This window comes from Pseudoalteromonas sp. ATL1 (assembly GCF_058933015.1).
In genome coordinates this window covers 2,599,246-2,610,815 of the sequence record NZ_JBZYXL010000001.1, presented here as the reverse complement: position 1 = coordinate 2,610,815, position 11,570 = coordinate 2,599,246, and the positions used below count along the sequence as shown (strand labels likewise).

At 41.7% G+C, this 11,570-nt stretch carries 12 protein-coding genes; 2 read left to right on the top strand and 10 right to left on the bottom strand.

The features are described from left to right. The first annotated feature begins 203 nt into the window (after positions 1–203). Positions 204–2,987 (top strand): TonB-dependent receptor domain-containing protein, encoded by a 2,784-nt coding sequence (locus AC5FX4_RS11795; RefSeq protein ID WP_493606580.1) that lies wholly within the window; start codon positions 204–206, stop codon positions 2,985–2,987. A 53-nt stretch (positions 2,988–3,040) separates the two neighbouring features. Here AC5FX4_RS11795 and AC5FX4_RS11790 read toward each other — a convergent pair whose 3' ends face one another. The 10 genes from AC5FX4_RS11790 to AC5FX4_RS11745 all read right to left on the bottom strand — a co-directional run bounded on the left by AC5FX4_RS11790 (position 3,041) and on the right by AC5FX4_RS11745 (position 10,589). Next, positions 3,041–3,589 carry a YbhB/YbcL family Raf kinase inhibitor-like protein gene (locus tag AC5FX4_RS11790; protein ID WP_493606579.1) on the bottom strand — a complete coding sequence of 183 codons (549 nt, stop codon included), beginning with the start codon at positions 3,587–3,589 and terminating at the stop codon, positions 3,041–3,043. Positions 3,590–3,650: 61 nt separating this feature from the next. Then, complete coding sequence (locus AC5FX4_RS11785) at positions 3,651–4,496, bottom strand: helix-turn-helix transcriptional regulator (protein ID WP_493606578.1); 846 nt, start codon at positions 4,494–4,496, stop codon at positions 3,651–3,653. 8 nt (positions 4,497–4,504) lie between these two features. Next, complete coding sequence (locus AC5FX4_RS11780; protein WP_493606577.1) at positions 4,505–5,116, bottom strand: LysE family translocator; 612 nt, start codon at positions 5,114–5,116, stop codon at positions 4,505–4,507. A gap of 55 nt (positions 5,117–5,171) precedes the next feature. Next, positions 5,172–5,882, bottom strand: coding sequence for a hypothetical protein (locus AC5FX4_RS11775; RefSeq protein WP_493606576.1), 711 nt, complete (start codon positions 5,880–5,882; stop codon positions 5,172–5,174). 85 nt (positions 5,883–5,967) lie between these two features. Next, positions 5,968–6,354 carry a hypothetical protein gene (locus tag AC5FX4_RS11770; protein ID WP_493606575.1) on the bottom strand — a complete coding sequence of 129 codons (387 nt, stop codon included), beginning with the start codon at positions 6,352–6,354 and terminating at the stop codon, positions 5,968–5,970. Continuing rightward, complete coding sequence (gene lhpI, locus AC5FX4_RS11765) at positions 6,354–7,289, bottom strand: bifunctional Delta(1)-pyrroline-2-carboxylate/Delta(1)-piperideine-2-carboxylate reductase (RefSeq protein ID WP_493606574.1); 936 nt, start codon at positions 7,287–7,289, stop codon at positions 6,354–6,356. The genes AC5FX4_RS11770 and lhpI overlap by 1 nt, the downstream gene beginning before the upstream one ends. Before the next feature lie 18 nt (positions 7,290–7,307). Beyond that, positions 7,308–8,393, bottom strand: coding sequence for a M24 family metallopeptidase (locus AC5FX4_RS11760; RefSeq protein ID WP_493606573.1), 1,086 nt, complete (start codon positions 8,391–8,393; stop codon positions 7,308–7,310). Positions 8,394–8,483: 90 nt separating this feature from the next. Next, positions 8,484–9,152: a GntR family transcriptional regulator gene (locus tag AC5FX4_RS11755; protein ID WP_493606572.1), complete on the bottom strand. Its 669-nt coding sequence runs from the start codon at positions 9,150–9,152 to the stop codon at positions 8,484–8,486. A gap of 64 nt (positions 9,153–9,216) precedes the next feature. Beyond that, on the bottom strand, positions 9,217–10,179 hold the full coding sequence (locus AC5FX4_RS11750) for an NAD(P)H-quinone oxidoreductase (protein WP_493606571.1): 963 nt from the start codon (positions 10,177–10,179) through the stop codon (positions 9,217–9,219). Then, entirely contained in the window at positions 10,176–10,589 is a 414-nt protein-coding gene (locus AC5FX4_RS11745) for a DUF4488 domain-containing protein (RefSeq protein WP_493606570.1), read from the bottom strand. Before AC5FX4_RS11745 ends, AC5FX4_RS11750 begins: the two co-directional genes overlap by 4 nt. Positions 10,590–10,746: 157 nt before the next feature. Between AC5FX4_RS11745 and AC5FX4_RS11740 the strand changes: the two genes are divergently transcribed. Continuing rightward, positions 10,747–11,568, top strand: a complete 822-nt coding sequence (locus tag AC5FX4_RS11740) for a M61 family metallopeptidase (protein WP_493606569.1) — start codon at positions 10,747–10,749, stop codon at positions 11,566–11,568. Positions 11,569–11,570: the final 2 nt, after the last annotated feature.

Genomic DNA, 11,570 nt, shown 5'->3' with positions numbered 1-11,570 from the left:
TGAAATAGTTTATAAAAAATCACATTTCCCTAATTTACAAACATACAATTAACGTATTAGTATTAAGAGGGGACAAATTGAGTGGATACTCAATTCCATATCTAACGAAAGTTAATCCATAGGGAAAAAAGTAAAGATGAATATTGGAAAAGTGCACAATATTAAACCACTTATTGGGCACCATAGCTAGCGCGCCAGCACACATGGCATTTGCAAAAGAAGACGGTGTAGAAAAAATTGAAGTAACTGGTTCTCGTATCTTACCTGAAGGTACAATTGCGCCAAGCCCAGTATCTGGTGAAGAGTTGGTCAACACCGGTGCATTAAATATAGGTGAAGCATTAAATAAAATGCCAAGCTTGAAGCCTACATATGGCATGCAAAACTCTGGCAGATATATTGGTACTTCAGGACTTAACATTCTTGACTTACGTGGCATGGGAACAGACCGTACACTTGTTCTTGTCAATGGTAAACGTCATGTTTCTAGTAGCGCTGGTACAGCTTCTGTTGACACGAACACGATCCCGACTGCATGGGTTGATCGTGTAGAAGTTATAACAGGCGGTGCCTCAGCTGTATATGGTGCTGATGCAGTTACTGGTGTAGTGAACTTCATCTTGAAAGACGATATTGAAGGGTTTTCAATAAGAGCAACCCATGGTAAAGCTGAAGGTTCAGACTATACCAATGATAAGTTAAGCATGTCATTTGGTCAGAGCTTTATGGATGGCCGTGGTAACTTTGGTATATCTTACGAGTTTGCAACCCAAGATAGGTTAAACGCGCTTGATAACGAATTTACCAATCATAAAATCCGCGAACTGACTAACTTTGAACAAGACTCATCAAGACCTGATGATGTCAATAACCCCGATGAAAAGTTTTATGATAATGCAGGTCTTTTTGCCCTTAATGAAGCAGGTGCATTCAACGCCGGTGGTACTTGGTACACGTTTGACCCTGATGGATCGTCAAGACCAATCCAGTTAGACCCTAATAAAGTTGACGGTATTTCATGCTACGACTGTGAGTCTATGGACCTAAGAAAATTTACAGATATTCAACCTGTTTTCGATAGACACATCGTCAACTTTAAAACTAATTTCGATATAAACGATGACACCAATGTGTACTTTGAAGGTAAGTACGCAAGGATTGAATCGGAAAATTGGGGCCAGCCAAGCTTCTTTTACTTTGGTTCAGGGATCAATATTGCTCGAGACAATCCATATTTACACCCATCAACCGCGCAATTAATGGATAACACGGTGATTGATGACCAAGGCAATGCAATCAATCAATCAATCAAAGTAAACCGCTTTAATGACGATATTGGTCGTCGATTCGAGATCAGTACTCGAGAAACAACTCGATTTGTTCTAGGCATTGAAGGTGTCGTTGCCGATGATTGGAATTACGAAGTATTCGTCAATTCCGGCACCACAGAATTAGAGCGTGCAAACCATAACAACCTTGTAGTGCCCAACTTTAGATTTGCGGTAGACGCGATTTCTGACGCACAAGGTAATATCGTTTGTCGCGATGAAACTTCCCGCGCAAATGGTTGTGTACCGATGGATGTGATGGGTTATGCTCGCCCAAGCCAAGAAGCGATTGGCTATGTAAATACCGTTTCAGTTGGTACAAGTAAAATCGAACAACTCAATGCTGGCGCCAGCTTCTCAAACCCAGCACTTTTTGAATTGCCTGCAGGTCCTATGGGGGCAGCATTTGGTGTTGAATATAGAGAAGAAAAAAGCCGTTCAACTGAAGATGATAATGCCAAGACAGGTGACACCTTCTTTAATGCATTAGGTGAAGATTATGGTAAATATGATGTGTCAGAAGCGTTTGTAGAAACATCAATGCCATTACTCGGTGACTTGCCATTAGTTGACACGCTAACACTTGAATTAGCGGCTCGCTATGCAGACTACAGCACGGTTGGTGACGTTACAAGCTGGAAAGTAGGACTCGACTGGCAAGTATATGACGACTTAAGATTCCGCTCAACACTATCGGAAGCTATCCGAGCACCTAACATCAGCGAGCTATTTGGTGCCGCTAGTGAAACCTTCTATGCCATCGATGATCCGTGCCGCGCTAAATACTTAAACAACGTTGCAAGTCAGGCCCGCGCGAACAGAGAAGTCAACTGCGCCGCTTTAGGTGTACCCGCTGGATTTGACGAGCCATATGATGAATCAAGGATCAAAGGGATTCAAAGTGGTAACAAGAATGTCAAAGAAGAGCAGTCATCTAGTTACACAGTGGGCATGGTTTTCACCCCTGGTTTTATTGAAGGCTTAAGCCTAACGGTTGACTATTGGAATATCGAACTAGACGATGCAATAGACCTGATATCGGCACAACAAATTGTTGACCGTTGTGTTGATGCAAGTAGCATTGATAACCAATATTGCGCGCTAATCACACGAAATAATGAAGGCAAGATGACGAAAATTCAGAATAGTGTTCTGAATATTTCTAAGCAAGAGGCTGAAGGTGTAGACTTTGAAGTTAACTATGATTTCAAAACTGACTTGGGTAACTTCAAAACGCGTTTGTTAGCTACTCGTCTTTTAGAGAGCAAAACATACCCTTTCCAGGATGAGCTTGATAGCTTTGAGCAGTATGCTGGTGTTGATACTGAACCCAAGTGGGCTGCGTCATTTGATATCGACTATGAATACCAAGAATTCTTCGCTTCTTGGAAAACACGTTATATTGAACGTACTAATCGTTTCCGTGATGATGAATTGGAGAGAAATCCCAACCCTTCTAACTTCATGCAATGGCCTAGTTACGTGATCACAGACATCACGGCTGGTTATCATTTCGATAACGGTGTTTCTGCTAAGTTAGGTATCGACAACCTATTTGACAAAGCGCCTGTTAAATATACTACAGGTACAACTGAAGAAGGCGGTTCATACGATAACATAGGTCGCTTCGCATATTTAGAAGTGTCTTATAAGTTCTAATATTTTAAGGTATCACGATAAAAGCACGCTTTCTCAGCGTGCTTTTTTATTGCCTAATCTCGTTTATACAACGCTTCTAACGTCACTGAACCAATACTGTTAGCGTTGATCATATAGCCTACTAACGCCGACGAAGGTGCTTCAGGGAGCGAGAGTTTGCCTACCGACAAAGCATGAATAGTAAATTGATAACGATGCACACCATGCCCTTTAGGTGGACAGGCGCCACCGAAGCTTTCAATTCCATAGTCATTGCTGATCTGTTTTGCGCTATCTGGCAATTTACTTGTCCTAACCCCAACACCTGTTTTGAACTCATTTACAGACGCTGGAATATCAACCACTTGCCAGTGCCACCAGCCACTACCTGTCGGTGCATCTGGATCATAAACAGTGAGCGCAAAACTTTTAGTGCCTTTTGGTGCATCACTCCAGCGTAAATGCGGTGATAAGTTATCACCTGTACAGCCAAAGCCTTTAAACTCGTGTTTACTACCCATAAATTCACCTTGGATAATATCATCACTTGTTAAAGTAAGCGCTTGGGTAAACAGCGGAGTCATTAATGTCGCGTACAATAGATGCTTGGTTATTACTTTCATTTGTTATTACCTTTGTAATTAATTCTGTGCGTTTATATTGCCAGTTTAAAAAGGCTTTGCGTTATACAAAATCAGTCAGCTTTTCGCCTTGTTCCTTCATTTTGGTGCTTCTTAGCTGCGAGGGTGTGAGCCCAAAGTGACGCTTAAACTTCTCTGTAAAACGCGATTGCGAGATGTAACCGCACAGACTAGCGACTTCTCCAATCGAGCTACATGTCGATTGTAGTAGATGTAAGCCTTGGCCAAGCCTTGCTCTGTCTTTTATTTGCTGTAACGTCGCCCCTTCTGCTTGCAGCCTTCTGCGCAGCGTTGATTCACTCATAGCGAGTGCTTGGCATAATTGTGATTGCTTTAAATCCGCAAAGTCATTTTGCTGGAATATTCGATGTACGCGGCTACTAAGGCTCGTATTTTTTATCATGTGAGGGAGTTGTTCAAAGCCTAGTTCATAAAGTAGCAGCAGGAGTTCCGCTTTTCGATGAGTTAGCAAATTTTGCGGTGCCCAAGTGACAGATTCTATAAATTGCCTGATGCACGCTTTTAACTGATGAGATACAGGCCCACCGAAGTGCGAAATACTTCTTGCTTTTTGAACTCGCGTAAAATTCTTGAACACTTTAAAGTCATCATTATCAAATTCTATAAGCACAGCATGATAGGCGTCATTATTTGGAATGTTTCGCATGTCCAATTTTGGGCTGTCCGACAGAAAAACAAACTCACCCGCATGGCACTTAATTTGACCCTGCTCGCCTAAATGCTTACTGCCCTGTAGAACAACAACCAGCAAAGGTTTTGCAACAGGTACTCCCAATAGTATTTGCTCATAAAACGAATGGTATACCGAAAACGGTAAATCGGAATGCGTTTGTGATACAACTTCAATACTACGTATGAGTTCTTGCATTAAAATCTCTACTTAATTTGCTGCAAAACATCGAACACTACCGGTAAAACCGATGCAACAAGTAACGCTGCCATAGTGTAATTAAATAGTTTTCGATATGTAGGTTTCGCTAAATACTGTTTTAAAAGCGAACCAAACAACAGCCATATACCTACACAAGGGAATGACACCGTAAGAAAAACAAGCGCTATTGTGATACTTTGTTCCAAGTCACTTGCGCCCACTGTGCTAAACGCAGCGACCGCCCCAGATGCCACAATCCAAGCCTTACCATTAATCCATTGGAACAATGCACCATTTATAAACGTCAGTGGCCGCGCTTGCGCTTTAGCATTAACTTCAGATGATGACCGTGCAATTAGCCATGCAAGATAAAGTAGGTAACTCACACCGATAATTTTTATGGTCAGGTGTAAGCTTGGAAACATCGAAAAAAGCTGCATAAAACCGATGCCTACAGCAAACAGCATAAAACCAAAACCTATACAGATCCCACATAATAATGGCAGGCTTTTACGCACTCCAAAATTAACCCCCGAAGTCATAACAAGCACGTTGTTAGGTCCCGGTGTAACTGAAGAAGATATAGCAAATAAAAAAACGGCGATTAAGTATTCCATAATGCGCTCCTACTCCTTGACGATAAGTATTAAATTTTATGGCTATGAAACCACGTTATTGTGTCAAAAAAGTTGAAATTTTGTCCGTCAATAGGTTCACTTTATCATGTTTTGTTTTTTCGCTGTAACCAATAAAAAGTGGGATGGTATGAAAAGCGTGATCCAACAATACAATATCCAAATGATGTTGCTCGATAACGCGTTTTGCCCAACGTGCATCCACTAACATAACATCAATCTTATCGTTCTTAAGAATGTCGAAAATCGTTTTACTATCTTCACTGCTTCTTTCGTAATAAGAAACTCGGTGGATCACGGCATTTAGCATTTTGAGCTTGTCATACAGCTCTCGCGGATAATCGTATTCTTGCGCTAGTACAACTCTAAGATTTTTCTTTGTCTTGATGCTTTTTATGTTTTCGAGTTCGGGTTTGGCTGTTGCAAATGTTAAATGCCAATCAATAATCGAAATCGGTATCATGGGTAAGTTGTCAGACTCATCAATGTCGAGCATAAAGTCGAAATGGCCCTGTTGGAGCTGAACTTTACAACGCTTAAATGGTAATTCGGCAAAAGTGACGGTGATGTTAGAGCTATCTAAAACTTGATATAGCAAGTCAATTTCTTTGCCTTTCGCTACGCCATTTTCTTCGTAGGCATTAGGCCACCACCTCGAAAAACAAAATTTTAGCGCCAGAAAGTCTTCATCGAGGGCATATAGCGCCTTAGAAGCTAACAAACACATGATCAGCAAATACTTAAACATGACAAATTAGGTAGCAAAGATTGAGGCTATCATACTCATAGCCTAAACCAACGCTCATGTTCTGCAAGAATAACCCATTAGATATTCAAAGAATGGTAGCGATACCACAGACAATAATTAAAGATATGCTCACGACCAAAAGCCTTGTGAAGTAGGCAGTCTGTTCAATGAGTGTCTTGCAAATGGTCGGCTCGAGTGGGTCTATATCGATGTGAGTAGGTAGACCGCCAGAGCACCTACCCCAATCGTTTGAAATATCAACAAGGTGCTGAGTAATTCTTTGCCCATTAAATTGATATTCAATGATAATGGTGCTCGAGCACATGGTCTGTGCACTGCCTAAAGCCACCAAATCTAAAATCTCAAAGCGTTCGACCCGCACTTTCTGCCAAGCTCTTTCTTGTCGCTTGCCGAAACAAGCTTGCCAGCTGCGTTTCCATGTTCCAAGTGTGGCACGAACGCTTAACGACATTAGTTGAGAAGCCTATACACAAGCGAAGACGCTAATAAGTCTCCAAGTGCCATACCTACCGACTTAAATACGGTTATGTCATTTTCACTACGCTTCCAGTTCATTTCGTGCATGTCACTCATTTGAGCAATGATATCCTGCTCTTTAAATATTCCTTCTGAAATGGGGATAAGTAATTCACCAGCCTCTTGCAACACGTTAACTTTGCTGTCGACAAACACGTTTGAACGAGAAATGGTCACTGAGTCACATTCTCTACAATCAGCATGATGGTTTCCGATCAAATCAATGTGTGTCCCATCAGTCAGCCAATTTCCGTCAAACAACGGTGATTTTGAACCAGTTGCACAGCTAATAATATCGGCACTGGCGATTGTCGCCTCGTCTGAGCAGCCCTTAACAAACTCAATATTTGCATGCTCATTGCGTAGCTTTTCAATGAGCGCTTGTGCTTTTTGCATATTTCTCGCAATGAGCGTTACCTTGCTGATATTCCTAACTGATAAATGCGCTTTTATCATGTATGGTGCCAAGTTACCCGAGCCAAAAAACACGAGATGTTTGGCGTTCTCGTTCGATAAATACTGACTTGCCAAAGCTGACACACAGGCAGTACGCCAGAGCGTCACACTCGTCCCGTCGACGAGCGCTAAAGGTTCACCATGCGCCCTATCAAACAACATTACTTTAGAGTAAAGGCTTTGATATCCATGTTGGCCATTATTTGGAAAGTAAGTAAATGCCTTAACGCCGATAAACTCTTCATTCCAAGCTGGCAGAACGGCAAACGCGTCGTGGCAGTCGCTTCGATCGCTTAATGAATATACGTTTCTGGGTGGAGTGCCCGATGGTATGGCAAACCCCTTTTTAAGCGCCTTTATCAGGTATTCAAAAGTAAGTTGTCCGTGTACTTGTTGCTGAGTAATAATTTGCATCAGATAGCTCCCCCTAATTTACGACAACACGAATGATTTTGGTGCGTGAGTAAGGCATTCATGCCCAAACTCGGTGACGAGTACGTCATCTTCGATACGAACACCTCCAAACTGCGGTAAATACACACCAGGTTCAATTGTGATAACGTTACCGGCACGCAGCGTATAATCAGTTTTTGAGTTGATAAATGGGGTTTCATGTACGAACAGCCCAAGTCCATGACCTAAACCTTTACCAGCCCACTCACTAAATCCGGCTTCATTCAATATTGTTTCGCTTACCTGATTAAGCTCACGGCAAGACAAACCCGCTTTGATGGACTCTAAACAAGCATGTTGAGCACCAAAAACCGCATCAAAAATTTGCTGTTGTTTCGTGCTTGGTTCACCTAAAACATACGTTCTCGTCATGTCTGAGCGATAGCCATTAACGACAGCACCAAAGTCAATGAGGATTAAATCACCCGGCATTAAAGCCACATCGGATGGTTTTCCGTGAGGAAGTGCACTTCGTGCACCAAATAATAAAATTGTGTCAAAGCTCACCCCATCTGAGCCCAACTTTTTCATCTTGTAGTCCAGCTCAGTCGCTAGCTCTTTTTCTGTGACGCCTGCCTTAACCAGTTTTAGCGTGTCTGCCAATGCGATGTCGGCTATCGCTGCTGCTTTTTTAATACTCTCAACTTCCCACTTATCTTTGACTGCTCGATTAGCCTCGACGAGACCCGTTACCGGTATAAGATCGAAGTCCAAACCATGAAGCTGGTTACTGATTTCATTCCAAATAGACACGTTTATATATGCTGAATCAAATCCTGTTCGTCCTTTAGGCAAAATACGTTTGATACATGCACCTAACGATTCGGTGTCTCTATCTCGGCAAATTACTTCGCAATTGACCGCTTCTGCTTTAGCGCGCTCAAAATATCGATAATCTGTAATTAGACAAAATTGAGATGCTGTTACGATAAGGTATGCGGCGTTACCACTATAACCGCAAAGATAGCGGATGTTTTCATAACCAAAGACTAGCATTTGGTCTAAGTTGTGGTGAAGCAAACTGCTTCTGATGGCTTGTTGTCTTGAGGTGAAAATAGAATTCATTGCGTTATGTTATTACTCATTGTTGGTAATAACATAACGCAAAGATTTATTGTATACAATATTAAGTATACTTAAATTTAAAAAAACGCTTTAGCTGTTGTTTTGTTCGATTTTTATCAGTAGTTGCTTAATGTCGTTTTTAGCCCCGGTAATATGCTGTTTTAAGTATTCACAGGCCTTTTTAACATCCTTACTTTTACAGAGCTCTAGTAACATACGATGCTCTTCTGGCGCAGTGTTAATTCCACCGGCAAGTAAAATATGCATTCGAACGTAACGTTCAGAGTTTTTACTATACATCTCTACGAGTTCTGCTGTTTGAGGACGATTTGCTTTGCTGTATAACTTAGCGTGAAATTCAGCATTAAGCTTGCCCGTTGCCGATTCGGCATCACCGGCTTCTGTCGCTTCTTCTAGATCATATAAAATCGCTTCAGCTTCAAGTAAATCTCTTGGCGTCAGGTTTTTTATTGAATGACTCAGTAACTCTGCTTCTAGCAGTGCTCTTAAATCAAATATTTCGTCAATTTGTTCCGCACTGAGCTGTGTGGCTGTCGCCCCTTTATGTGCCTCAAAATTGACTAAACCTTCAGATTCAAGCTGTAACAGTGCTTCTCGAACAGGAATACGACTCACATTCAGTTCTTCAGCTAATGCAGCTTGGCGTAACGGTTCTCCGGCTTTTATTTCACCAGACAGAATTTTTTCTCTGATCGCTTCCGCAACAAGCTGCGTTCGCGTTTTATGCTCAATCGCCATATTTCTCTCTTAATTTTGCATTTAGCATACATTATACATAAACAGCTGATATCTGCCATTTTAATTACGAAATAACAACAACCACTTTGCCTAAGTTTTCATTATTTTGCAAAATTGCATAGGCCTGCTCAACTTGTTCAAAACGAATTACCTGATATATCGGAATGCACATATTTGCATCAAACACGCGATCACCTATCTCTTCCCAAAACTGTTTAACAAGTTGGCGTTTGTAATCAAGGCTTCTATTTCTCAAGGTTGAACCATGCAGTGTCACTCTTTTGGCCAATAGTTTTGACATATCGATGTCGGCATGCCGACCACCCAGCAAAGCTAAAAAGATACAATGGCAATCCATCGCCGCTACTTGGAGGTTTTTATTCACGTAACTGCCAGCGACTGGGTCGACAATAACATTGGCGGTTAAGCCTTGTTCTCGCATCAATTCGGTAAAACATGTGTTTTTATAATTAATCGCAAGATCAGCCCCAAGTTCGAGCGCATATTGACATTTTTCTTCACTACTTTGAGTCGCGATAACTTGTGCGCCAAGCGATTTTCCCAATCGAATCGCTGCACTACCTACTCCAGAAGCCCCGCCGTGCACCAACAACGTTTGCCCTTGCTCTAGCGCCCCTTTATTCACAACCGCGTCAAACGCGGTGAGATACACCTCCGCTATGCTTGCGGCTGTCGTAAAGTCGACTCCATCAGGGATCAGCATAAGCTGTTCGGCGTCAATGCACACATATTCTGCATAAGCGCCACCAGCAGTTAAAGCAAATACCCGTTTGCCTAGCCATGTTGCCTTTAAATGCTCGGAGCAATCCACCACCGTGCCTGCTGCTTCTAAGCCGAGAATATCGCTATCCCCTTCAGGTGGCGGATACTTGCCCTGCTTTTGCAATAGATCAGCACGATTAACGCCAAACGCTGCAACTTTGACGAGTACTTCATGTTGTTTTGGTACAGGAATGGACCGAGCTGCGATTTGTAGCTGGCCACCTATACATGATACGTAGTTCATTTTTGTGAGGTGTTCACTCTTTTCCATATTTCAGATTCAACTAGCTTACCGTTCTCATGCAAGGTATGGTGCCATAAATTTCCTTCAATCTTATAGCTAAATGCCATTGTTTTACCAAGCAAAGACTCAACGTTCCCATATGCGACAGTTTCAATAAAGTGATTATTTTCAAGTTTATAGGGCCCACCTCCCGCATAGAGAAACTTACCTTGCTTTTGGGTTATGTAGCTAAAATGATTATCCGATACGATTTTTACAGACGTGAGTTCCGGTGCTTTTGCGCTCACATAACCCGCTTCCGTAGCGTATTTACCCTCAACATATTCCCATGTGCCCATTAAAGGATTTGCCATAGCGCTAGTTGAGATCAGTAATGCCGTGGTGATTGATAATTGAGTTATATTTCGCATAGTAGGCCCTTGTTATTATTAATAAATAACCTAGTACACCACAAACCAATAGATAACTCACTTGATATAATTTCACATCCTTTCCCTGCTTTTAAGTGAAATTGTTTCTGGTTCATCCGGTCTACGTATAAAAAGAAAAATACATAAAGTTATGACGATGAGAAATTTATTGTTGGTTTTTGTACCTATATTTGCACCACAAATAACAGCACAAGCAAATGAGATACAATATAAGCATTTAGAAAGCTTAAGTGATTCTCAGCAAACTAAAGTAAGAAACTGGGTCGAGCATGGAGTCAACGCAGCCCGTCAAACGCTTGGCCCACTTAAACAAACGATAATACCTATTAACTTGGCGCCAAGATATTTTGCAACTGAGCCCGTACCTTGGGCAAGCGTTGAACGAGGCGAGTTTGACGGCATCTCACTGCACTTTTATCGCTATGCGTCACAGAATTCGTTGATCAAGGATTGGAGCTTATACCATGAGCTTTCGCATCTTTATCACCCATTGTTTGACCATCAAGACTTTTGGCTGAGTGAAGGGTTAGCCACATATTTGCAAAACATCATCATGCTTGAGAACGGTATTATTGATCATAATGATTTCAAACAACGGCTTATATCGGGTTTAAAGCGAGGAAAGCGCCAAACCGAACAAATACCGGGAAAATTACAAAATGTCGCAGAGCAAATGTGGTCGCTGGGTGCTCAGCAACGCATTTACTGGAGTGGCGTGGCATTTTTCATTGAAGCGGATCTTTTACTCAAAGAACAGCATAAGGCATATTCTGTCACCAGTTTAATTCGTGAATATCAGTCATGCTGTAAACATAAATCAGATACGGCTAAACACTTTATTACAAAATTAGACAAGCTATCAAAAAGTGCCTTATTCAGTACGCTCTATAATAAATATGCCAATCGAAGAGACTTTCCACAAATAAGCACTGAAGCAATAAATAGCTTACGCTTTTAAAC

What these genes read in the sequence shown, in the direction of transcription:
- AC5FX4_RS11740 (WP_493606569.1), top strand. Translation starts at nt 10,747, where the DNA reads ATGAGAAATTTATTGTTGGTTTTTGTACCTATATTTGCACCACAAATA.
- lhpI (WP_493606574.1), bottom strand. Translation starts at nt 7,289, where the DNA reads ATGCAAATTATTACTCAGCAACAAGTACACGGACAACTTACTTTTGAA.
- AC5FX4_RS11760 (WP_493606573.1), bottom strand. Translation starts at nt 8,393, where the DNA reads ATGAATTCTATTTTCACCTCAAGACAACAAGCCATCAGAAGCAGTTTG.
- AC5FX4_RS11780 (WP_493606577.1), bottom strand. Translation starts at nt 5,116, where the DNA reads ATGGAATACTTAATCGCCGTTTTTTTATTTGCTATATCTTCTTCAGTT.
- AC5FX4_RS11775 (WP_493606576.1), bottom strand. Translation starts at nt 5,882, where the DNA reads ATGTTTAAGTATTTGCTGATCATGTGTTTGTTAGCTTCTAAGGCGCTA.
- AC5FX4_RS11785 (WP_493606578.1), bottom strand. Translation starts at nt 4,496, where the DNA reads ATGCAAGAACTCATACGTAGTATTGAAGTTGTATCACAAACGCATTCC.
- AC5FX4_RS11770 (WP_493606575.1), bottom strand. Translation starts at nt 6,354, where the DNA reads ATGTCGTTAAGCGTTCGTGCCACACTTGGAACATGGAAACGCAGCTGG.
- AC5FX4_RS11755 (WP_493606572.1), bottom strand. Translation starts at nt 9,152, where the DNA reads ATGGCGATTGAGCATAAAACGCGAACGCAGCTTGTTGCGGAAGCGATC.
- AC5FX4_RS11795 (WP_493606580.1), top strand. Translation starts at nt 204, where the DNA reads ATGGCATTTGCAAAAGAAGACGGTGTAGAAAAAATTGAAGTAACTGGT.
- AC5FX4_RS11790 (WP_493606579.1), bottom strand. Translation starts at nt 3,589, where the DNA reads ATGAAAGTAATAACCAAGCATCTATTGTACGCGACATTAATGACTCCG.
- AC5FX4_RS11745 (WP_493606570.1), bottom strand. Translation starts at nt 10,589, where the DNA reads ATGCGAAATATAACTCAATTATCAATCACCACGGCATTACTGATCTCA.
- AC5FX4_RS11750 (WP_493606571.1), bottom strand. Translation starts at nt 10,179, where the DNA reads ATGAACTACGTATCATGTATAGGTGGCCAGCTACAAATCGCAGCTCGG.